The sequence below is a fragment of the Xanthomonas sp. 3307 genome (assembly GCF_014199735.1).
GTDB classification, from domain to species: domain Bacteria; phylum Pseudomonadota; class Gammaproteobacteria; order Xanthomonadales; family Xanthomonadaceae; genus Xanthomonas_A; species Xanthomonas_A rydalmerensis.
On the sequence record NZ_JACHOG010000002.1, the window covers coordinates 799844 to 822681 of the forward strand.

16 protein-coding genes and 1 pseudogene are annotated in these 22838 nt (G+C 72.7%); 7 read left to right on the plus strand and 10 right to left on the minus strand.

What is annotated here, in order from left to right; genetic code table 11:
* Positions 1-45: 45 nt before the first annotated feature.
* The gene (locus tag GGR64_RS08415) at positions 46-1401 is read right to left on the minus strand and encodes a HAMP domain-containing sensor histidine kinase (RefSeq protein ID WP_184448978.1); all 1356 of its coding nucleotides are present in this window, start codon (positions 1399-1401) and stop codon (positions 46-48) included.
* A 210-nt stretch (positions 1402-1611) separates the two neighbouring features.
* Between GGR64_RS08415 and GGR64_RS08420 the strand changes: the two genes are divergently transcribed.
* Together GGR64_RS08420 and GGR64_RS08425 are read left to right on the plus strand one after the other, a co-directional pair.
* Positions 1612-3966 carry a YadA-like family protein gene (locus GGR64_RS08420; protein ID WP_184645097.1) on the plus strand — a complete coding sequence of 785 codons (2355 nt, stop codon included), beginning with the start codon at positions 1612-1614 and terminating at the stop codon, positions 3964-3966.
* A 64-nt stretch (positions 3967-4030) separates the two neighbouring features.
* Positions 4031-5920: a S8 family peptidase gene (locus tag GGR64_RS08425; protein ID WP_184645098.1), complete on the plus strand. Its 1890-nt coding sequence runs from the start codon at positions 4031-4033 to the stop codon at positions 5918-5920.
* Between the two features lie 290 nt (positions 5921-6210).
* On the opposite strand, the gene GGR64_RS08430 is transcribed toward GGR64_RS08425, so the two are convergent.
* A complete protein-coding gene (locus GGR64_RS08430; protein ID WP_184645099.1) occupies positions 6211-9528 on the minus strand; it encodes an ankyrin repeat domain-containing protein in 3318 nt (1105 codons plus the stop codon).
* A complete protein-coding gene (locus tag GGR64_RS08435; RefSeq protein ID WP_160970521.1) occupies positions 9521-9781 on the minus strand; it encodes a YcgL domain-containing protein in 261 nt (86 codons plus the stop codon). Before GGR64_RS08435 ends, GGR64_RS08430 begins: the two co-directional genes overlap by 8 nt.
* Positions 9782-9998: 217 nt before the next feature.
* Here GGR64_RS08435 and GGR64_RS08440 point away from each other — a divergent pair, with 217 nt between their 5' ends.
* The 5 genes and pseudogenes from GGR64_RS08440 to GGR64_RS08460 all read left to right on the plus strand — a co-directional run bounded on the left by GGR64_RS08440 (position 9999) and on the right by GGR64_RS08460 (position 16306).
* On the plus strand, positions 9999-11198 hold the full coding sequence (locus tag GGR64_RS08440; RefSeq protein WP_184645101.1) for a beta-ketoacyl-[acyl-carrier-protein] synthase family protein: 1200 nt from the start codon (positions 9999-10001) through the stop codon (positions 11196-11198).
* Between the two features lie 8 nt (positions 11199-11206).
* Positions 11207-11983, plus strand: a complete 777-nt coding sequence (locus GGR64_RS08445; RefSeq protein ID WP_160970534.1) for a beta-ketoacyl synthase chain length factor — start codon at positions 11207-11209, stop codon at positions 11981-11983.
* A complete protein-coding gene (locus GGR64_RS08450) occupies positions 11980-12801 on the plus strand; it encodes a glycosyltransferase family 2 protein (protein ID WP_184645103.1) in 822 nt (273 codons plus the stop codon). Before GGR64_RS08445 ends, GGR64_RS08450 begins: the two co-directional genes overlap by 4 nt.
* A pseudogene (locus GGR64_RS08455) lies at positions 12798-14348 on the plus strand (tryptophan 7-halogenase); the annotation flags it as partial. The gene GGR64_RS08450 and the pseudogene GGR64_RS08455, both read left to right, overlap by 4 nt.
* Before the next feature lie 281 nt (positions 14349-14629).
* Positions 14630-16306 carry a tannase/feruloyl esterase family alpha/beta hydrolase gene (locus GGR64_RS08460; protein WP_184645105.1) on the plus strand — a complete coding sequence of 559 codons (1677 nt, stop codon included), beginning with the start codon at positions 14630-14632 and terminating at the stop codon, positions 16304-16306.
* Between the two features lie 61 nt (positions 16307-16367).
* Here the strand turns inward: GGR64_RS08460 and fabG are convergent, their stop codons facing one another.
* The 7 genes from fabG to GGR64_RS08495 all read right to left on the minus strand — a co-directional run bounded on the left by fabG (position 16368) and on the right by GGR64_RS08495 (position 22832).
* Positions 16368-17105 carry a 3-oxoacyl-ACP reductase FabG gene (fabG, locus tag GGR64_RS08465; protein WP_184645107.1) on the minus strand — a complete coding sequence of 246 codons (738 nt, stop codon included), beginning with the start codon at positions 17103-17105 and terminating at the stop codon, positions 16368-16370.
* Between the two features lie 187 nt (positions 17106-17292).
* Positions 17293-18009: an MgtC/SapB family protein gene (locus tag GGR64_RS08470; RefSeq protein ID WP_184645109.1), complete on the minus strand. Its 717-nt coding sequence runs from the start codon at positions 18007-18009 to the stop codon at positions 17293-17295.
* 96 nt (positions 18010-18105) lie between these two features.
* Complete coding sequence (locus GGR64_RS08475) at positions 18106-18540, minus strand: phosphotransferase (RefSeq protein WP_184449021.1); 435 nt, start codon at positions 18538-18540, stop codon at positions 18106-18108.
* Between the two features lie 4 nt (positions 18541-18544).
* The gene (locus GGR64_RS08480; protein ID WP_184448958.1) at positions 18545-20902 is read right to left on the minus strand and encodes an MMPL family transporter; all 2358 of its coding nucleotides are present in this window, start codon (positions 20900-20902) and stop codon (positions 18545-18547) included.
* A 100-nt stretch (positions 20903-21002) separates the two neighbouring features.
* Positions 21003-21650 (minus strand): LolA-related protein, encoded by a 648-nt coding sequence (locus tag GGR64_RS08485; protein ID WP_326520318.1) that lies wholly within the window; start codon positions 21648-21650, stop codon positions 21003-21005.
* On the minus strand, positions 21574-22548 hold the full coding sequence (locus tag GGR64_RS08490; protein ID WP_160970505.1) for an acyltransferase: 975 nt from the start codon (positions 22546-22548) through the stop codon (positions 21574-21576). Before GGR64_RS08490 ends, GGR64_RS08485 begins: the two co-directional genes overlap by 77 nt.
* Positions 22545-22832: a hypothetical protein gene (locus GGR64_RS08495; protein ID WP_184645111.1), complete on the minus strand. Its 288-nt coding sequence runs from the start codon at positions 22830-22832 to the stop codon at positions 22545-22547. The genes GGR64_RS08490 and GGR64_RS08495 overlap by 4 nt, the downstream gene beginning before the upstream one ends.
* Positions 22833-22838 lie beyond the last annotated feature (6 nt).

Consider the following 22838-nt stretch of genomic DNA (forward strand, 5'->3'; position numbering starts at 1 on the left):
CCCTCGCTGGCGCGCGCCACGTTGCACGGGCAGTGGAGCCAGGCGCTACGCCGACGCCGCATCGGCATGCGGCAGCACGATGCGGAAACGCGTGCCCACGCCCACCGTGCTGTCCACCTGGATGCGGCCGCCAGCGCGCACCACCAGGTCGCGCACCACCGCCAGGCCCAGGCCGGTGCCGCTGTCGGCAGGCTTGGTGCTGTAGAACGGCTCGAACACCTGCGCGGCCACCTCCGCCGGCATGCCGTGGCCGTCGTCGGCGACTTCGATGACGGTGGTGTCGTCCTCGCTGGACACAGCGATGTCGAAATGACCACGGTCGGCGATCGCATCGCGGCTGTTGGACGCCAGGTTCAACAGCATCAAATCGAACTGGCTGCGCTCGAAGCGGATCGGCGCCGGCGTCGCCGGTAGCGCACAGCGCAGCACGATCCGCGCTTCCAGCAACTGCCGCAGCATCGGCTGCAGGGCCTCCACCGCCACCGCCGCGTCGAAGCGTTCGACATGCTCGGCATCGCGGCGGCTGAAGCGCAGCAGCCGGCGCACGATGGTCATGCCGCGCTCGGCCGATGTCTCCACCGCTGCCAGGCTGTCCTCCAGTTGCGCGATGCGCTGCGCGTCGCTGGCGAGGTCGTCGTCGTGGCGCGCGGCGGCGAAGCCGGACATCACCGCCAGGATGTTGTTGAAGTCGTGGGCCAGGCCGCTGGCCATGCGCTCGGTGATCTCGCGCTTCTGCGCGTGGATCAACTGAGTCTGCGCGCGTTCGCGCTCCTGCATTTCCTGCTGCAGGCGCTGGCCGCGCGCGTTGGACTCGCGCAGGCTTTCGCGCAGCGCCTCGGTGGTGCGGTCCAGCAGCAGCGCCACCAGCAGGTAACTGAACAGCACCGGCAGCACGTTGAAGAACGCCTGTGCGGGCGCATCGGCGAGTTCCAGCAGTGCGTCATGGCCGACGCCGACGCCAAGCATCAGCAGCAGGGCGGCGAACGTCACCCATAGCGCGCGGCGCCCGAGCACCAGGCCGGCCAGGATCAGCGCCAGTATCTGCGCCAGTTGGTCCGGTAGTTGTCGCTGGAACCCATTGATGGCGGCATTGACCAGCAGCGAGCCGAGCATCGCCCCAAGCAACAGCCGCACGCCGCCGCGCAAGGCGCCATGGCGCACGCGCACGAAGCCGATCGCCGCGCAGACGCCGATCAGCAGGCTCATGCCCAACGAGATCAGCATGCCCGGCGGCAGCGGCTGCCCGCGCAACTGCGGCCAAGCAAGCACCACCGCGACCGCGATCGTGGCGGGAATGGTCACCGCCAGGAACAGCAGCAGCAACTGGATCACCCGCGCATTGCGCCGATCCACCTCGTCCAGTAGCGGCGCGCGGCCCAGCCAGTTCCAGAACGCCTTCATGCCCCGGTGCCCAGCCCGTTCAGTGAGAATCCTGTGATGATCATGCGAGAACTTGCGGGTGACAAGCCGGTGACGGCGGGCCTAAGTTCACATGACGGAGCGCGCCCGGGGACGACGGCGCGACATCCAGACCACTCCTGACCGATACGGAGGCGCACACGCGCCGCCGACGTCGCCTTCTGCCCTGCCGTTTCCCAGCCCGAGATCGCCATGAACGATTGTACTTCCCCCCTTGGCACCGCCGCCCGTCATCCGATTCCCCGCGCCTACAGCACCCTGGCCCTGGCCTGCGCGCTGTGCCTGACCTCGACGGCCATGGCGCAGACGCCCACCGCCGCGGCGACCGCGGCGGCCGGCACCGCCCAGCCCGCCACCACCACCACCGGCACCGACGCCACGGCCACCGACGCCAACGCCAACGCGACCCCGACCGCGGTCACCTACGACCCCAGCGTCTACTTCAAGGCCACCGGCAGCGCCAACAGCAATGCCGGCGCCGATGCCGAAGGCGACGAAGCGCTGGCCGCCGGCGAATCCGCTTCGGCGGTCGGCACCGGCGCCATGGCGCTGGGCGGCGGTGCGGTCGGCTATGCCGACCACGCACTGGCGGTGGGCCACAACAGCCTGGCCACCGAGATCTCCACCACCGCCGTCGGCGGCATGCTCGACGTGGACTACTCGTACCTGTCCGGCGGCGTAAAGATCCTGCAGCAGACCTCCGCCACCGGCATGGCCGCCACCGCGCTGGGCGCCGGCGCCCAGGCCAGCGGCAAGTTCAACGTGGCCGCCGGCGCCGGCGCGATCGCCAGCGACCGCTCCAGCGTCGCCGTCGGCGGCATCGTCGACGTGGGCGAAGACAGCTTGAGCAGTGAAGGCATGCAGTTGCAGGCCACCCAGGCCACCGGTCCGCTGTCCACCGCGCTGGGCGGCGGCGCGCTGGCCACCGCCTACAACGCGACCGCAGTCGGCGCACTGGCCGAGGCCAGCGCGAACCGCACCCTCGCCGTGGGCTCCACCGCGCTGGCCAACCAGTACGCCGCCGTGGCAGTGGGCGCGCAGAGCCAGGCCACCGCCGAGTGGGCGACCGCCTTCGGCAACGCTGCCCGCGCCTGGGGCACCCACAGCGTGGCCCTCGGCCCCAGCGCGTTCGCGCAGAACGACGACGCCACCGCGGTCGGGCCGGCCGCGTTAGCCCTCGGCACCGGCTCCACCGCGCTCGGCAACGGCTCCTGGGCCGGCGGCACCCGCAGCCTGGCGCTCGGCGCGGCGACGGTGTGGAACGGCAACTTCTTCCTCGATACGCCGGTGATGTTCTACGACAGCATCGCCATGGGCACCAAGGCCGACGTGTTCGGCGACCATTCGATCGCGATCGGCGCCGGCGCGCGCGTGGGCAACTCGCAGTTCGTCGACGGCAAGCTGACCATCACCAACAACAGCGTGGCGCTGGGCGCCGGCTCGATCACCGAACGCGACAACACCGTGTCCATCGGCGCGGCGGGCGCCGAGCGCCAGCTCACCAACCTGGCTGCCGGCACCATGGATACCGATGCGGTCAACCTGGCGCAGCTGCGCAACGTCGCCGCCGCGTTCGGCGCCGGCAGCGTGGTCGACGCCAACGGCAACCTGATCGGCGGCAACTATCTGGTGCAGGGCAATCACTACACCGACCTGGGTTCGGCGATGGGCGCGCTCGACACCGCCCTGACCGGCTTCGGCAACCGCCTCAACACCATCGGCGGGTCGGGCGGCATCAGCATCGGCGACGGCGGCGGGGCGGCCAGCGCCCCCAGCACCGGTGCCGGCACCAACGCCGTGGCCGTGGGCTCCGGGGCCATCGCCAACGGCAACAACGGCCTGGCGATGGGCGCGCAGGCCCTGGCCTACGGCCCCAACGACACCGCCATCGGCGGCAATGCCCAGGTCAATGCCGACGGCAGCACCGCGGTCGGCGCCAACGCCCGCGTTGCCGCGGTGGCGACCAATGCGGTGGCGGTCGGCGAGAGCGCCAGTGCCTCGGCCGCCTCGGCCACCGCGCTCGGCCAGGGCGCCTCGGCCAGTGCCGCCAACTCCGTGGCACTGGGCCAGGGCTCGGTCGCCGATCGCGCCAACACGGTGTCGGTGGGCAGCGCCGGCAACGAGCGTCAGGTCGCCAACGTCGCCGCCGGCAGCGCCGACACCGACGCGGTCAACGTGGCGCAGATGCGCGCCGGCAACAACGCCACCCTGAGCAGCGCCAACGCCTACACCAACACCCGCATCACCGCGCTGGACGACAGCTTCAACCAGCTGCGCACCGACACCGAGCATCGCCTGGACGGCATGGACCGGCGCATGGACAAGCTCGGCGCGATGAGCGCGGCGATGCTCAACATGGCGGTCAACGCCGCCGGCACGCAGAGCCCGCGCGGGCGCGTGTCGGTCGGTGCCGGCTTCCAGGGCGGGCAGCAGGCGCTGTCGGTCGGCTACGCCCGCAAGATCGGCGAGCGCGCCTCGTTCAGCCTGGGCGGCGCCTTCAGCAGCGGCGAGTCCTCGGCCGGCATCGGCGTGGGTATCGATCTGTGACGTACCGCGGCGCCGCGTGCGCCGCGGTTTTCTCCTTCTCTCCTCTCTCTTCCAGGATCCGCAGATGATGTCTTCCAACACCCTCGCCGCTGCCCTCGCCGCCATCCTGTTCGCCGGTGGCGCGCAGGCGGCCACTCCCACCATCCCCCTGGGCGGCGTGCAGGGCCCGGTGCCGCAATCGGCCAGCGCCAACGACCTGGGCCAGCGCTTCATCGTCAAGACCCGCGATGGCGGCACCCAGGCGCGCAGCATGCTCGCCACCACCCTGAGCAGCGCGGTGGCGCGCAGCGGCATGCAGCGCGCCCAGATCAGCAGCAATGGCCTGACCCTGCGCAGCGCGGTCAGCGCCAAGGTGCTGCGTGACATGGCGGTACCGGGCTGGCACGTGGTGCAGACCTCGCGCCACCTCAGCGACAGCGAGCGCGCCGCCTTCATCAACGAACTCAAGGCCGACCCGTCGGTGGAATCGGTGCAGGTCGACCGCCTGTACCAGCGCCTGGACGAGGCCAGCGTGCGCGGACCGGCCGTCGCCGCGGCCGCCGCCGCCACCACCCCCAACGATCCGGCCTACGCCAAGCTGCAGTGGAACTTCAACAACGCGGTCGGCGGGGTCAACGCCGAGCAGGGCTGGACCCGCTCCACCGGCAAGGGCGTGGTGGTGGCGGTGGTCGACACCGGCGTGGTCAAGAACAACCCCGACCTGGCCGCCAACGTGCTGCCGGGCTACGACATGATCACCGACCACCGCGTCTCGCGCCGCGCCACCGATGGCCGCGCGCCCGGCGGCGACGACCTGGGCGACTGGGTGGAGGCCGACTACTGCGTCCCGCTGGGCGCCAGCGGCAATGCGCCGGAAAACAGCTCCTGGCACGGCAGCCACGTCTCCGGCACCATCGCCCAGGTCACCAACAACAACCTGGCCACCGCCGGCCTGGCCTACGACGCCAAGATCCTGCCGGTGCGCGTGCTCGGTTCCTGCGGCGGCTTCGGCAGCGACATCGCCGACGGCATGCTGTGGGCCGCCGGCCTGCCGGTGGACGGCCTGCCGACCAACCCGAACCCGGCCGAAGTGATCAACATGAGCCTGGGCAGCAGCGGCCCGGACAGCTGCCCGCAGCTCTACCAGGACGCGATCGACAAGATCAACGCCAAGGGCACCATCATCGTGGTCGCCGCAGGCAACTCCAATGCCGATGCCGGCACCTACACCATGTCCTCGTGCAGCGGCGTCATCAGCGTCGGCGCCTCGCGCATCAACGGCGGCCGCGCCAGCTACTCCAACTACGGCACCCGCGTGGACCTCGCCGCGCCGGGCGGCGGCGGCGACGTCGACGGCAACCCCGGCGGCTACATCTTCCAGGTGATCAACGGCGGCACGCAGAGCCCGACCAGTGACTGGCAGATCGGCGGCATGGCCGGCACCTCGATGGCCTCCCCGCACGTGGCCGCGGCGGTGGCGCTGGTGCAGAGCATCGCCAAGACCCCGTTCACCTGGACCGGCATGCGCGAGCTGCTGCGCGCCAGTGCGCGGCCGTTCCCGGTCGCCATCGCCACCAATACCCCCATCGGCACCGGCATCCTGGACGTGGACATGCTGCTGCAGATGGTCACCAACCCGCCGTGCGATCCGTCGGACAGCAGCTGCGTGCCGCCGACCAAGACGATGACCAACAAGGTCGAGATGCGCGGCCTCAGCAGCCAGGGCGGCGACGCGCTGTACAGCTTCCAGGCCGCGGCCGGGAGCACGGTCAGCTTCATGACCTTCGGCGGCACCGGCAACGTGGCGATGTACGTGTCGGCCGGCAAGGTGCCGACCAGCAGCAGCGCCGACGCCCGCTCCACCCGCCCCGGCACCACCACCCAGACGGTCCGCCTCACCCCGTCCAGCGCCACGACCTACTACGTGCGTCTGAGCGGCAGCTACAGCGGCCTGACCGTGGTCGGCCGGCAGTAAGGCCCGATCGCGCGGCGGCGCCGTTCGCCGCCGCGCACCGTGCGCGGGAGGACATCCTCCCGCAGCGGTTCCGAAAGCAGCGACGTGCCCACCATGACGCAATTCGCCCGCCCTCCGGCGGGCATTTTTTTGCTTGGTGGCGCACGCCGATGCCGCGCGATGCCGCAAGCCCCTCTCCGGGTTGGGGTGAGGGTGCGGCACAAGGCGCGGTGCAAGGGCGACACGAGGCGACGCCCTACCCTCATCCGGCCCTTCGGGCCACCTTCTCCCCGGTGGGAGAAGGAAGAGCGCTAGCGGCTTTCGCGCAGGAAGCGGGCCATCGACGACACCCCCGGCAGCGCCGGCTGGAACTGCCCGGCGACGTCGACGAAGCCGCGCATCACCGCGATCTCGCGCGGGGTGCGGTTCAAGGTATCGCGCAGTTCCGGATCGGCACCGGCGCGCAGCAGGCGCTGCACCAGCAGCGGCAGGCCGTGCAGCGCGGCCAGGTGCAGCGGGCCGAAGCCGCGCGGATCCTGCACCTCCAGGCTGACCTCCTCGTCGAGCAGGCGCTCGACGCCGGCCAGCACCACCGGCTCCTCGCAGGCCGTGCCCGGCTCGGCGCGCGCGCCCAGCAGCAACAGCAGCGGCGTCACCCCGCCGGCGGAGCCGCGGTCGGCCTCGGCACCGGCCAGCAGCAGCGTGTCCAGCAGGGCCAGCAGGCGTGTCTTGTCGCGCGCGGTGAAGCCGTACAGCGCGGCGCAGTGCAGCGGCGCCAGTTGCTGCGCGTCGCCGGCATGCACATCGGCGCCGGCGGCCAGCAGCCGCGCGGCGATGTCCGGCAGGCCCAGCGCGCAGGCCAGCATCAGCACGGTGACGCCGCCCGGCAGGCGGTGTTCGATCTGCGCGCCGGCCTGCAGCAGGGCGGCGACGATCTCGGTCTGGCGCATGCTCACCGCCGCCGACAGCGGCGTGGCGCCGCTGGCCGCAGCGTGCTGCAGATCGGCGCCGCGCGACAGCAGCAGCTTCACGGCCGCGGCATGGCCACCGCCGGCGGCGCGCAGCAGCGCGGTGCAGCCCTGCGCGTCCACCGCATCCACCGGCAGACCCAGATCGATCAGCCGGCGGATCGCCTCGGCGTCGCCGACCATCGCCGCGGCCGGCACGTCGGCCTCGCGCAGCGGGCGCCGCGGCAGCGGCCAGGTGCGCCAGTCCAGCCAGTCGGCCAGGTCGCGGCGGCCACTGGCCAGGGCCACGCCGAGCGGGGTCTGGCCGTCGGCGGCGCGCGCATCCGGCGAGGCGCCCTGCTGGATCAGCAGTTTCAGCGAGGCCTCGCGGCCCAGCGCGGCGGCCAGGTGCAGCGCGGTCATGCCGTGGCTGTCGCGCGCCTCGCGGTCGGCGCCGCGTTCGAGCAACTGCAACTGCAGCCGCAGCCAGCCCAGCCGCACCGCCAGCGACAGCGGCGGGTCGCCGGCCGGCGACGGCGCGAACGGATCGGCGCCGCGCTCGAGCAGTTCCAGGGCGAACTGTTCCAGCGCGCGCGAGGCGTGATCGTGCTGCGCGCAGGCGGCGAGCAGCCGGGTCAGGCCGCCGCGGCCGGCCGGCGACACGCCGTGGCGCAGCATCGCCTGCAGGCTGGGCACCGCCTCCACGCCGCGCGAGAGCAGCGCGAACATCGGGGTGTCGCCGCAGGCATCGAGGACTTCCGGCTCGGCGCCGTGCGCCAGCAGCCAGTCCACCGCCTGCGCGTTCAGCGCCAGCGGCGCGTCGTGCAGCAGCGCGCCCAGTTCCTCGGCCGCGCACAGCCGCGCCAGCGCGGCCAGGCCGTCGCGCGGCTGGCCCAGTTGCAGGCCCTCGCGCAGCAATTCCAGCGGTGGCCGGTCGGGCAGGCCGGCGGGGCCGGTCTCGCCCTGGCCGTCGCTGACCGCGGCCGGCAGCGGGTAGTCCGGGTCCAGCGCGGACACGATCGCCCAGCGCCCGGCCTCGGCCGCCAGGTCGACCGCGCGGCGGCCGCTGTGGTCCGGCTGCGCCGGCGCCACGCCCAGGTCGAGCAGGCGCCGGATCAGGCCGGGGGCGACGTGGTCGGCAGTGCAGGCCAGCAGGATCGCGTTGCGGCCGTCGCCATCGACCGCAGTGAGGTCGGGCTTGTGCGGCAGCAACCGTTCTAGGACCGCCACGCGGCCGTGGCGGGCGGCTTCCAGCCACGGCGTGCGGCCCAGCGCGTCGCGCGCTTCCAGGTTGGCGCCGGCACCGAGCAGGGCCTGCACGATCTCCACGTGGCCGGCCTGCGCGGCCTCGTGCAGCGCGCTGCGGCGCTGGCGGTCGCGCGCGTCGACCCGCGCCTTGTGCTTGAGCAACAACTGCACGCCGGCCGGATCGTCCTCCTCGGTGCCGGCCGCGGCCAGCAGCACCGGGCTGGCCTCGGCCGGTTCGGGCTTGGCGCCGCGCTCGAGCAGGAACTTGGCCATGCGCCAGTTGCCGACCTGGCAGGCCACCGCCAGCGGGGTCAGGCCGTCGCGGTTGGCCGCGTCCAGTTCGGCGGCGGCGTCGCGCAGCAGCGCGGCCACGCCCGGGTCGGAACTGCGCGCGGCGTGATGCAGGGGGGTGTTGCCGTCGCCGTCGCTGGCGCGCGGGTCGGCGCCGTTGGCGAGCAGGGTCATCACCGCCTCCGGGCGGCCATGCCAGCTGTCGCGGGTGGCGGCCAGCAGCGGCGTCATGCCCAGGTGCGGGCGATTGACGTCGACGCCGCGCACGATCAGTTCGCGCAGCAGGCGCAGGTCCGGCAGCACCGCGGCCAGTACCGGCAGGCTGCGCTGGTCGCGCCACTCGGCGGCGGGCAGCGCATGCGGATCGGCACCGGCCTGCAGCAACTGCAGCGCGCGATCGACGCGGCCACCGCGGGCGGCGTCGTACAGCGCCGCATGCAGTTCGTCCTGCGCCGGCGGCGGCTCGTCCGCGCGCGGCGCGGCGGTGGCGCTGAGTTCGGCGAACAGGTCGGCGGAGGACACCGGCGGGGTCAGCGCCTGCGGCGGCGCCACCCGTTGCAGGCCGGCATGCAGCAGCGGCGACAGCAGCGCATAGGCCAGCGCCAGCGGCCAGCGCGCGGCGTCGGCAAGCAGTCCCGGCCAGGCCAGCACCACGCCGAGCCCGGCCAGCACCAGCACCAGCGCGGCCACCGCCAGCCCGCGCCAGGCCTGCACGTCCTGCTGCGCCAGCGCGTGCCAGCGCGCGCCCAGCGGGCCGCCTTCGCTGTCGCTGCCGTGCCACAGCGGCCAGGTCCGCCACAGGCCGAGCAACGCGGCACTGGCGGCCACGCTCAGCGCCAGCGCCGCGGCCAGGCTGCCGCTGTCGTGCAGCGCCGCCAGCGGCCAGGCCACCAGCACCGCGACCAGCGCCATGCCGCCGGCCCACAGCACCAGCAGCGGCGCCGCCGCGACGATCAGCTCGCGCGCAGCGTGCGGACGCGGCCGGCTGCCGCGGTGCCAGGACAGCGCCAGCGCGAACGCCGGCTGCGCCAGCCATGCGCCCAGCGCGGCGGCCAGCGGGCCGAATCCGGCGGCCAGCGCCAGCACCGCGCCGAGCGCGGCGGCGAGCATCGGCGCACGCGCGCGGAGAAAGGAGTCAGTCATCGTGTCGATCGGTGGTGCCGGGCAGTCGCGGCGGCAATTGCAGATGGAAGCCGCAGCCGGCGAGGTTGGCGCGCACCGCGGCCGGATCGGCGCGGGCCAGCGTGCGCTCGGCGGTCAAGGCCACCTCGAGCACGAACGCCAGCGGCTGCAGCGACGCCAGCAGGTCCGACGGCAGACGGCCGAAGTCGTCGCGGGCGGCGAGATACAGATAGGTGTCCGGCTTGCGTTGGCTTTTGTAGACGTAGGCTTGCATGCCCGTGGCGTGCGCCTGGCGTGGAAAGGCAAGCGATTGTGGAGGAAATGCGCCAGCGGCGAAAGCGCACGCCGGCCCTGCGCTGAACGGATCCGGGCCGGAGCGCTATTCACGTTCGCATTGCGGGCGTTTCACGGCATGACCGAATGCGTCGATATACTCCGTTGATTGACCTTGTATGGAATACCGCGTGACCGAAGCGTCCCCGTCGCCCCGCATGGCTCCCGTGGCAATCCGTGCCTACACCGCGACCAACGCGCTCGGCAGCGGACTGCAGGCCCAGGCCGCGGCGCTGCGCGAGGGCCGCAGCGGGCTGCGCCGCAACGACTTCGGTCCGCAACCGCTGGAATGCTGGATCGGCCGGGTGGACGGGCTGGAAACCGCCGCGCTGCCGGACGCCCTGGCCGCGTGGGAATGCCGCAACAACCGCCTGGCCTGGCTGGCCCTGCAGCAGGACGGCATGGCCGCCGCCGTGGCCGCCGCGGCGCAGCGGCATGGCGCCGAACGGGTGGCGGTGGTGATGGGCACCTCCACTTCGAGCATCGGTGCCAGCGAGGAGGCCTATACCCGGCTCGAGCACGACGCGGACGGCCCGCGCCTGCCTGCCGACCTGGACCGGCCGATCGTGCACACCCCGCATTCGCTCGGCGATTTCGTGCGCGCCGCCACCGGCCTGCGCGGGCCGTGCATCACCGTCGCCACCGCCTGCTCGTCCAGCGCCAAGGTATTCGCCCAGGCGGCACGGCTGATCGCCGCCGGCGTGGTCGACGCGGCGCTGGTCGGTGGTGTGGACACGCTGTGCGGCAGCGTGCTGTTCGGCTTCAACTCGTTGCAGGTGGTGTCGCCGGAACCATGCCGGCCATTCGACGTGCGCCGGGTCGGGCTGTCGCTGGGCGAGGCCGGCGGCTACGCGCTGCTGGAACGCGCCGATGCCGCCGATGCGCCGCCGGCGCAGGCGCTGCTGTGCGGCTACGGCGAATCCAGCGATGCCCACCACATGTCCGCGCCGCATCCGCAGGGGCTGGGCGCCGGCCTGGCGATGCGCGGTGCGCTGCAGCGCGCCGGGGTGGACCCGGCCGAAGTCGGCTATCTCAACCTGCACGGCACCGCGACCCCGGCCAACGACAGCGTCGAGGCCGCCGCGGTGGCAGCGCTGTTCCCGCCGACCCTGCACGCCAGTTCGACCAAGGCCTGGACCGGGCACACGCTCGGCGCCGCCGGCATCGTCGAGTCGGTGTTCGCGCTGCTGGCGCTGCGCGACGGCCTGCTGCCCGGCACCCTCAACAGCGAACTGCCCGATCCCGCCTGCGGCCCGCAGATCCGCTTCGCCACCGCCCATGCACAGGTCCGCTACGCGATGAACAACTCCTTCGGCTTCGGCGGCAACAACTGCTCGCTGCTGTTCGGCCGCGCATGAGCACGCCCATGCTGCGCGCGACGATCGAAGGCATCGGTTTCTGGGCGCCCGGGCTGCCCGGGTGGGCGCTGGCGCAGGCGTTCGCGCGCGGCGACGGCGCGCTGCTGGAGACGCCGGCACGGCCGTCGCCGCAGTTGCTGGCGCCCAACGAGCGCCGCCGTGCGCCGGACACGGTGGCGGTGTCGCTGGACGCGGCGCTGGCCGCCTGCCAGGACGCCGGCCGCGACCCGGCCACGCTGCCGTCGGTGTTCACCTCCACCCACGGCGACCTGGCGATCACCGACTACATGTGCACCACCCTGGCCAGCGAGCCGCTGGCGATCTCGCCGACCAAGTTCCACAACTCGGTGCACAACGCCGCCGCCGGCTACTGGACCATCGGCGCCGGCGCCACCGCCGCGGCGACCGCGATCAGCGCGCACAGCGGCAGCTTCGCGCAGGGCCTGCTGGAAGCGCTGTCGCAGCTGGCCGCGGGCGAGGACGCGGTGCTGCTGGTCGGCTACGACAGCCGCTCGGTGGGCGCGCTGGGCCGCATCGCGCGCAGCGAGGGCCTGCTCGGCGGCGCGCTGGTGCTGAGCGCCGGCACGCGCGACGACAAGCCGCAGCTGCAGGTGCAACTGCGCGACGGCACCGCACCGATCGGCGACGGCCCGCTGGCACGGCATGCCGCGGGCAATGCGATGGCACCGATGCTGCCGCTGTTCGACGCGCTGGCGCTGGGTGGCAGCGGCTGCGTGCTCGATGCCGGCGGCGGCCGCTGCCTGCAGGTGGAGCTGCGCGCATGAGCCGCACGCCACTGACCGCCGCCGACGCCGCGATCCTGATTCCGGCCCTCAACGAACGGCTGCGCATCCGCGAGGTGGTCAGCGACGCGCTGGCGCACTGCCCGCGGGTGATCGTGGTCGACGACGGCTCCGACGACGGCACCAGCGACTGCATCGCCGACCTGCCGGTGACCCTGCTGCGCCACCCGCAGCGCCGCGGCAAGGGCGCGGCGCTGCGCAGCGGTTTCGCCGAGGCGCAGCGCCAGGGCGCGCGCGCGGTGATGACCATGGACGGCGACGGCCAGCACAGCGCCGCCGACTTCCCGCGGCTGCTGGCCGCGGCCAACCGCCACCCCGGCTGCGTGATCGTCGGTGCGCGCCTGCGCAAGCGCGCCAGCCAGCCGCCGATCCGCCGCATCGGCAACGACTTCGGCGACTGGGGCATCGCCTGGGGCTGCGGCTTCCGCCTGGTCGACAGCCAGAGCGGCCAGCGCCTGTACCCGCAGTCGGTCTACACCCTGCCCGACGTGCCCGGCGAAGGCTTCGTGTTCGAGGCACAGCTGCTGATCTCGGCCGCGCGCCAGGCCGGCGCGCGGGTGGTGGCGGTGCCGATCGAGACCCGCTACGCCAGCCAGACCCCCGGCACGTTCCGCAAGAGCCACTTCCGGCTGGTGCGCGATCTGTGGAAGATCACCTCGCACGTGATCGTGCAGGTGTGGACCTACGGGCACGTGGTGCGCGAGTACCGGCGCACCCGCGCCAACCCGGTGCTGATCGACGACGTCGACGGCACCCTCGACACGGCACCCCTGGCCGTCGGCAAGGAAAAGACGACATGAATGCAGCGCAGGCGGATGTGGCGATTCTGGGCGGCGGACTGGCCGGACTGACCCTGGCGCTGCAGTTGCGCCAGCGCGACCCGCAGCTGCGCATCCACGTGCTGGAACGGCGCGCGCATCCCGTGCGCGAGGCCGCCTTCAAGGTCGGCGAATCCTCGGTGGAGATCGGCGCGCACTACTTCGCCGAGGTGCTGGGCCTGCGCGAGCACCTGGACGCCGAACAGATCCGCAAGTTCGGCTTCCGCTTCTTCTTCTCCGACGGGCGCGCCGACATCGACCAGTGCACCGAGCTGGGGGTGAGCCAGTTGCTGCCTACCCCGTCGTGGCAGATCGACCGCGGCCGCTTCGAGAACTTCCTCGGCGAACGCGCACGTGCCCTGGGGGTGGAGTTCCTCGACGGCAGCACGGTGCGCGGCGTCGACCTGGCCGAGGACGACGGCGAGCACTGCGTGCGCTACGGCCGCGACGGCGCCGAGACCCGCCTGCAGGCGCGCTGGGTGATCGACGCCAGCGGCCGCGCCGGCCTGCTCAAGCGCAAGCTCGGCCTGGCGCAGGACAACGCGCACCAGGCCAATGCGGTGTGGTGGCGGGTGGACGGGCTGGTCGATCCCAACGGCTGGTCGCAGGACAGCGCCTGGCTGCAGCGCTGCACGCCGCCGGACCGCTGGCGCTCGACCAATCACATGTGCGGCCCCGGCTACTGGTTCTGGCTGATCCCGCTGTCCTCCGGCGCGCATTCGCTGGGCATCGTCTGCGATGCCGCCATGCATCCGCTGGAGACCATGAACACCCATGCCAAGGCGATGGACTGGCTGCGCACGCACCAGCCGCAGGTGGCCAGCACGCTGGAGCGCAGCGAGCACACGGTGCAGGACTTCCTGTTCCTGCGCGACTTCTCCTACGGCTGCAAGCAGGTGTTCTCGGCGCAGCGCTGGGCGCTGACCGGCGAAGCCGGCGTGTTCCTGGACCCGTTCTATTCGCCGGGCAGCGACTTCATCGCCATCAGCAATACCTATATCTGCGAGCTGATCGGGCGCGAGCGTGCCGGGCGCGACATCGCGCCCTACGCCGAGCTGTACCAACAGCTGTACTTCTCGTTCTACGAGAACACCCTGACCCTCTACCAGGACCAGTACCCCTTGTTCGGCGACGCCCAGGTGATGCCGGTCAAGGTGATCTGGGACTACACCTACTACTGGTCGCTGCTGGCGCCGCTGTACTGCACCGACCGCATCGCCGACCTGGCGGTGCTGGGCCGGCTGCGCCCGGCGCTGCAGCACGCCAGCGCGCTCAACCTTGGCGTGCAGGCGCTGCTGCGCGACTGGGGCGCGGCCAACCGCGCGCAGGCCGCGGCGGTGGCCGACGGGCGCCTGCTGGACCAATACCTGATCGGCTGGTTCCACGAACTCAACCGCGCCCTGAGCGACCGGCTGGACGACGCCGCCTTCGTCGCCCGCCTGCATGGCAATGTCGCGCGCATGGCGGAGCTGGCCGGGGAGATCCTGGCCCGCGCCCGCCAGCAGCATCCGGCGCTGGCCGACCACGGCCTGCTGGACGCCTGCCGCGAGGCGCAGACGCCGCTGCCGGTGCTGTCGCCGGACTGGTACGCGGACGCCGCCTGATCCACGCGCAGGGCCGTGCGGCCCTGCAACAACGCGCGCTCCGCACAGCGCCGCGCGCCGCCAGCGGGCGCCACAATTACGCGGCCTGCGTCACATGGGGCGAATATCGCCCGTACATTCGCGTTTTCGCACGCACCGCGGTTGACGCCCCGCGCCGCCGGCGCGACACAGGCCCGCCGCGCCCGCGCCTTTCAGGAGAGAACCGCATGCGCTCCACGCTGCTCGCCTTGGCCCTTCCCCTGGCCGCTCTGGCCACCGCTTCCACCGCACACGCGCAGACGACCGAGCGTGCTCCGGCGTCGCCGGCACCGCTGCAGCAGTCGTGCGACGCGCTGGCGGGCCGGCTCGCCTATCCCGGCACCCGCTTCACCGCGGTGCGCAGCGTGGCCGCCGGCGCCCTGCAGGTAGGCGGCCAACCGATCGGCGCGCATTGCCAGATCACCGGGCTGATGCACGAACGCGTCGGCACGGACGGCCAGTCCTATGCGATCGGCTTCGAGATGCGCCTGCCGGTCGCATGGAACGGACGCTTCTTCTACCAGGCCAATGGCGGCCTGGACGGCAACGTGGTCCCCGCGCTCGGCGACATCGGCGGCGGCGGCCAGCGCGATAACCCGCTGCGCATGGGCTTTGCGGTCATCAGTTCCGACGCCGGGCACAGCAATGCGCAGAACCCGCTGTTCGGCCGCGATCCGCAGGCGCGGCTGGACTACGGCTACCAGGCGGTGCAGGCGCTGACCCCGATGGCCAAGCGCGTGGTGCAGATCGCCTACGGCAAGGCGCCGGACTACAGCTACTTCGGCGGCTGCTCCAACGGCGGCCGCCACGGCATGGTCGCCGCCGCGCGCGATGCGCAGGACTACGACGGCATCCTGGTCGGCGACCCCGGTTTCCACCTGCCCAAGGCGGCGATCGCGGACCTGGCCGCGGCCCAACAATTGGCGGCGCTGGCCGGCGGCAGCGACACGCGCAGCGGCCTGAACGCGGCCGAGCGCAGCCTGGTGGCCGAGCGCATCGTCGCCACCTGCGATGCGCTGGACGGCGTGCGCGACGGCATGGTGCAGGACGTGCTCGCCTGCCAGCGCCGCTTCGACCTGAACCGCGACGTCGCCACCTGCGGCAGCGCCGGGCGCACCGGCCAATGCCTGACTCTGGCGCAGAAGCGCGCGCTGGTCGCCATCCACGCCGGCGTGCGCAACAGCGCCGGAACGCCGCTGTACGCACCCTTCCCCTACGACCCGGGCATCGCCAGCGGCGACTGGGCCGGCTGGCGGCAGGACGCCTCGCTGACCCTGGTGCCCGGATCGGTGGCCTTCGGCTTCGTCACCCCGCCGGAGGACCCGGCGATGCTGCAAGACCTGAAGCGGTACGCGCTGCAGTTCGACATGGACCGCGACGCGCCGAAGATCTTCGCCACGTCCGGCGCCTTTCGCGAATCCGCCTGGTCGTACATGACCCCGCCGAACGAGACCCGGCTGACCACGCTGAAGGCGCGCGGCGGCAAGCTGCTGATCTACCACGGCACCGGCGACGGCATCTTCTCCTTCGCCGACACCGCGGCCTGGTACGACCGCCTGCGCACGGCCGATGCCGACGCCGCCAGCTACGCGCGCCTGTTCGCGGTGCCGGCGATGGCCCATTGCGCCGGCGGACCGGCCACCGACCAGTTCGATGCGCTGACCCCGCTGGTGGCCTGGGTCGAGCAGGGCCAGGCGCCGACTGCGATCGTCGCCAACGCACGCGGCAGCGGCAGCGCCGCGCCCAACAACGAGGTGCCGGCCAGTTGGAGCAGCCAGCGCAGCCGGCCGCTGTGTCCGTATCCGCAGGTGGCGCGCTACGTCGGCGGCGACGTGGAGGCGGCGTCCAGCTTCGTCTGCCGCTGAGCGCCGACCGCCGTTGCGCCGCCGGCGTGGCGGCGCGACGGCCGCGTCGTCTTTGGCGCGGTCAGCCCATGCCGCCGTTGATGCCGATGACCTGGCCGTTGATGTAGGCGGCCGCGTCCGAGCACAGGAAGGCGACCAGCGCGGCCACTTCCTCCGGCTTGCCGGTGCGCCCGGCGGGGACCATCTGCTTGATCGTCTCCGGCGGGAACGCGCTCTCGGCCATCGCGCCCTGGATCACGCCCGGCGCGACCACGTTGACGCTGATGCCGCGGCTGGCCATTTCCCGCGCCAGCGACATGCTGGCGCCGTGCAGCGCGGCCTTGGCCGCGGCGTAGTTGGTCTGCCCGCGGTTGCCCAGCACCGCCGCCACCGAGGACACGCTGACGATGCGGCCCCAACGCGTGCGCGCCATCGGCAGCAGCAGCGGCTGGGTGACATGGAAGAAGCCGTGCAACGACACGTCGATGACGGTGTGCCACTGCGCCGCGGTCATGCCCGCCATCGGCGCGTCGTCGTGGATGCCGGCGTTGTTGACCAGCACCTGGATCGGCCCGGCCTCCAGCAACGTCGCCAGCGCCTGCGCGCTGGCCTGCGCGTCGGCCACGTCGAACGCCACCGCCTCGGCGCTGCCGCCGGCGGCAACGATCGCCTCCACCACCGCCGCGGCCCGCGCGACGTTGGCATTGGCGTGCACGATCACGTGCAGGCCCTGCGCGGCCAGGGCGTGGCAGATCGCGCCACCGAGATCGCCGCTGCCGCCGGTGACCAGGGCACGACGCGGGGAAGAGGAAGCTGTCATCGGCAAGGCTCCGCTGGCGGCCGGCGTCGGCCGCCGACAAGGGGCCGCCATCGTAGAGCAAACCCGGACGCGTTGCGCCATGCGGACTCGCTGCCGCAGCCGACGGCGGCGCTGCGGCGCTGCGCGCATCGATCGCGATGTCGCACCGGTACAGCCAGCGCCTGCGGCCGCCCCGCGGCCGTTCGACTCAGTCGCGGGTGCTGGTTTCCCAGGTGCCGTGCACGACCTCGCCCTTGCGTTCCAGCCGCGCGATCACCGCATCCAGTTCGTCCGGATGCGCCGCGCTGCTGACCAGCGAGGCCACCAGCTCGGTCTGCTCGTCGCCGCGCTCGATCAGGTCCACCGCGCTCACCGGGTAGTGGGCCGCCTCCAGTTCCTCGACCAGGCGCTCGCGCAGTTCGGGCACGGCGGAGGTCGCCACGGTGAGGCGCACCGCATAGTGCATCTCGGTGGCTTGGGCGGTGATTGGGATGCGGTTGATCGCGTTGACCAGCGGCCGCAGCAGGGTGTTGCCGCCGATCACCATGACCGTGAGCAGCGCGGCCTCGGCCAGCATGTCCGCGCCGGCGCAGCAGCCGACCGCGCCCGAACACCACAGCGTGGCGGCGGTGTTGAGCCCGCGCACGTTCATGCCCTCCTTCATGATCACGCCGGCGCCGAGGAAGCCGATGCCGGAGACCACGTAGGAGATCACCCGCACCGCCTCGGCGCTGCCGGCGATGCTCATGCCCAGATCGACGAACGCCGCCGCGCCCAGCGCCACCAGCACGTTGGTGCGCAGGCCGGCGGTGCGCTGGCGGTACTGGCGTTCGGCGCCGATCAGGGTGCCGAGCAGGAATGCCGCCACCAGGCTGACCACCGTGTCCAGGAACGCGGCGGCATGGAAGGTTTCGATGGACCGCATCAACAAGCTCCGTTGTTCCCATCCCGTCGCGATCGACGTGGCGCTACCTTGCCACACCCGTGCTGCGGCGCCCTGACGCCGGCGGCAGGCGCCGGCTCAGCCGGCCGCGCCCAGCACCACCGTGGCGCGGCCCTCGGCCAGCAGTTGCCCGGCATGGGTGATGCGGAAGGCGTACTGCTGGCTGTCGTCGGCCTGCAGCAGCACCTCGGCCTCGCCTTCGATCGGCCCGGCCAGGTCCTGCAGCTCGCTGACGTGCAATTGCACCCCGCGCAGCGCCACCAGCATGCCCGGCCGCACCGGCGTGCCGGCGGCACGGCCGAGCAGGCCGCCGTGCACCGCCATCGCCTGCGCGCCGTACTCGCACAGGTGCAACGCGCGCAGGCGTTCGCCGCTGCGTAGCGGATGCGTGGCCTGGCGATGCGCGCCGCTGCGCAGCCGCACGCGCTGCGCGTCCCAGGCCACCACCTCCTCCCACAGGCACATCAGGCCCTGGTGCGGGACGAGGGCGGCGATGGCGTCGCGTCCGTGCAATGGCTCAGTGTGCATGGCGGGTCTCCTCGGCTTCGCTGGCGGTCTCGCGCGAAATCAGCAGCGCCAGCACGAAATTGAACAGCACGCCCAACGCCACGGTGCTGCCGATCGCGCGCAACACCGGGATGCTGGAAGCGGCCAGCAGCGCAAACACCAGCAAGGTCATCAGGCTGCACACGATCAGCGCATGCAGGGTCCGCAACTGGTCGGCGCGATCGTCGCCGGCGTGGTCGAAGAACAGCGCGTAGTCCAGGCCCAGCCCGGCGGCCAGGATCAGCGCGATCAGGTGGAACAGGTTCAGTTCGACGCCGCAGCCGCGCAGGATCGCCAGGATCAGCAGCGTGGTCAGCGCCATCGGCAGCAGCACGCGCACGATCCGCCGCGGCGTGCGCAAGGCGATCGCCACGGTCAGCGCCAGCAGCACCGCGGCCACGCCCAGCGCGGCCAGCACACGGCCGCGGTAGGCGGCGACCAGCGATTCGGAGGCATCCTTGAGGTCCAGCAGTTGCGCACCGCTGCCCTGCACCGCGCGCGCCAGCTGCGCCGGATCGCGCAGCCCGGTCAGCGACACCAGTGCGGTGGTGCGATCCGGTCGCTCCAGCAGCAGGCCACCGACGGGGGTCGCCAGCGGCGTGCCATGCAGCGCGCGCGCGGTCAGCAGCGGCGCCGTGCGCGCGACCTGCAGGTCGGCCAGGAACGGCGCAAAGGCGTCGGCGCGGAACGGCGTGGCGGCCACCGCGGCGGCGGTGATCGCCTGCGCCTGCGCCGGATCGGGCAAGGCGGCCTGGCGCCGGCGCTGGGTGGCGGCGCTGGGCAGGTAGCGCGCGGCCATGTCGTAGCCGGCCAGCTCGCCCTGCGCCACCAACGCGTCCAAGCGCGGGCGCAGGCGTTCGGAGGCGACCAGCGCCGCGTCGGCGGACGCGGCCGGCAGGGCCAGCACGTAGCGCACGTCGGGCGCGCCCAGTTCCTGGCGCAGGTGCGCGTCGCGGGCCAGGCCATCGGCCGGCACCGGGGTCAGCTTGGACAGGTCGTTCTGCCAGAACGGCCCCGGCGCGAACACGATGATCGCGGCCGCCAGCAGGGCCAGCGGCAGCAGCGACCAGCGCGGCCGCGGCAGCCGCGCGATGCCGCGCCACAGCCGCTCCAGCATCGGCGAATCGGCATGGTCGCGCGGCGAGGGATCGATCAGCGCCGGCAGCAACAGGCGCGTGGTCAGCGCCGCCACCAGCAGGCCAGCGATGGTGAACACCGCCAGCTGGCGCAGGCCGTCCACGCCGGAGAACAGGAAGGTGACGTAGGCGATGCAGGTGGAGACCACACCGGTGGCCAGGGTCGGCCACAGATGGCGCGCGTTCTCGCGCGGATCCAGGCCCGGGCGCTGGTGGCTGAACAGGTGGATCGGATAGTCCTGGACCACGCCGATCAGGGTGAAGCCGAACGCCACGGTGATGCCGTGCACGCCATCGAACAGCAGCGCCACCGCACCGAGCCCGGCCAGGCCGGCGCTGGCCAGCGGCAGCACGCCCAGCACCGGGATCTTCCAGCTGCGGTAGGCGACCAGCAGCAGCACGATCAGCCCCACCGTATCCAGGGTGCCGATCCACTGCGCCTCGTTCTGGGTGCGCCCGCCGATCTCCACCGAGAACGCGCCCGGACCGGTCAGGGTCAGCTTGCTCGCGCTACCCGCGGAGACCTTGGCGAAGGCGGCATGGATCGCGTCCACCGCACGCTGCTGGCCGGTGGGATCGAAGCCGGCGGCGCGGGTCTGCGCCACCAGCAGCGCGTCCTTGCCGGCGCGGTCGAACCAGACGCCCTCGCGCTGCTGCGGGCCGCCGGCCGGCTGCAGGCTCTCGGCCAGGTGCAGCACCTCCAGGGTCGGGTCGCGCGGCAGCAGCGGCTCCACCATCGCCGCCGCCGGCGAGCCCAGGTCCTGCAGCCGCGCCTGCAGCGCATCGCGCAGGGTCGGCGCATCCAGCGGCCTGGCGTCGAAGCTGTCGCTGAGCAGGTAGCGGTACGGCAGCAGGCGCGCGGGGATCGCGTCCAGGCCGGCATCGGCGCCATTGGCGACCAGTTCGAACACATCGTGTTGCGCGACCAGTTCGGCGTGCAGCGCCTGCGATTGCTGCGCCAGCGTGGCCGGATCGGCCCCGGACAGCGACATCAGCAGCAGCCGCGAGCCAGGGCCTTCGCCGAGTTCGTCGAGCAGGAGTTTTTGCGCGGGGGTGCGGGCTTCCGGCATGAACTTGCGCAAGTCCCCCGACACCTGCAGCGCATTGCCCAGCCAGATCCCGGCCACGGTCAGCAGCGCCAGCCATAGCAGCGCCAGCGAGATGCGCATCTTCGAACTGAGGGCACGCTTCATTGCCGCGTTCCCATGCATGCCCGTCCTGCGCGATCAGCGGCGGCACGCGCAGCCGTCAGCCCGGCAGCGCGCTGCCGGCGCCCATCACCTGATGCGTGGTTCACGCCGCGTCGCCGTGGCACAGCGCGGTCAGTGCAGCCCCGTCGACGAGTGTACCGGCAGCCTGCGCAGCACCGGCCAGCAGGGTGCGCTGGACATCGCCCTTGGCCGGGATGGTCTCGATGCAGCGCAGTTCGGCGCCACGGCCGTACAGGCGCAGGCTGCGCACGTGCGCGGCCACGGCCGGGTCCTTGGGCTGCAGCTCCAGTTGCCAGCGTTCGCGGGTGCCGGTGCTGCCGATGGTGTACTGCTGCTGCAGCAGCGCGCGGTCGCCGGACAGCAGCGCGCCGAAGCCGCTCTGCAGGCCGGCCAGTTCCGGCACCCGCGCCAGCGAGAAGCGCCGCGGCGGCTTGCCGTCGCGCTCCAGCGTGGCTTCGCCGCCGCGCAGGGTGGTGGTCTCGTGGTACGGCGCGGTGACCTCGCGCACCAGGGTCTGCGCGTCCGGGCGGCGGTACTCGCCCTGCACGCGCAGCGGGGTCTTCAGCAGCGCCGAGCCGCGCAGTTCGACGAAAGCGGTGCTGACCGGCGCCGGCCGCGCCAGCTTCTGCAGGATCCAGTCGGCGTCCGGCGCCTCAGGCGATGCGGCGCACAGCGGTGCGGCGCTGCACAGCAGTATCAGCATCCACGGCAAGGTGCGGCGCATCGGCATGGCGGTTGTTCCAGAAGTCGTAGAAGTTGAACCAGTTGTAGGGCGCGGAGCGGGTGTAATGCTCCAGCCTGGCGGCGTAATCGCGGATGAGCGCGGCCAGCACCGGCGCGCGCTGCCGGCGCGGCAGGTCCAGGCCTTCGCTGAAGGTCTCGAACACCAGCTCGTAGCGGTTGCCGCCGCGGTACAGGCCGAACGCCAGCACCACCGGCACCTTGAGCGCGGCGGCGATCAGCCACGGCGAGGTCGGGAACAGCGCGCCCTGGCCGATGAACGCGGCCGGCAACGCCGGATCCTCCGGGCGTGGCCGGTCCACCAGCAGCGCGACCAGCGCGCCCTCGTCGGCGGCCTGCTTGATCGCCATGACGATCGAGGTGCTGTCCATGCCGGCGTCGATGATGTTGGCGGCCAGCTGCGGGTTCAGCGCGCCCAGCAGGTCGGTCATCGCCGGATTGTGCGCCTTGTCCAGCACTACCTTAACCTGCACGTCCGGGCGCTCGGTGGCCAGCACCCGCAGCGCGTCGAAGCTGCCCAGGTGCGAACCGAAGATCAGCACGCCGCGGCCGCGGTCCATCTGCGTGTGCAACTGGTCCAGGCCGCGGATGTCCACCCGGAACCGGTGCATCTGCCCGCACAGCATGAACACCCGGTCGAGGATGGTCGAGGCGAAGGTGTGGATGTGCCGCGCCACCTCCAGCAAGGTGGCCGGGCGGTCGAACACGCGGCTGAGGTAGTGCCGTGAATCGCGCCGCTCCGGGCCGCGCACCAGCAGGAAGTACAGGGTGATCGGATACAGCAGCAGGCGCCCGACGGCGCGGCCGCCGTAGCGGGCGATGCTGCGGATCAGCCACAGGGCGAAGCGGCCGCCGCCTTCCGGGCGCTGCTTCCAGCCGGCGCTCACGGCGCCGCCTCGGCGTTGAGTTCGCCACTGACCAGCAGGTCCTCGCCGCGCAGCACGCGGAAGCGCCAGCGCGGCGCGGCGCCGTCCAGTTCCACCCGCGCCGGCTGGCCGGGAAACAGCGGCTGCACGAACTTCACCTGCGGCAGGCGCAGCGGCGCGCGCGCGCCGTGCGCCGCCTCGAGGGCCTGCAGCACGTGGTCCAGCACCACGACGCCGGGCACCACCGGGCGGCCCGGGAAGTGGCCGGGCAGGCTGGGATGATCATGCGGTACGACGAATTGCATACGGGC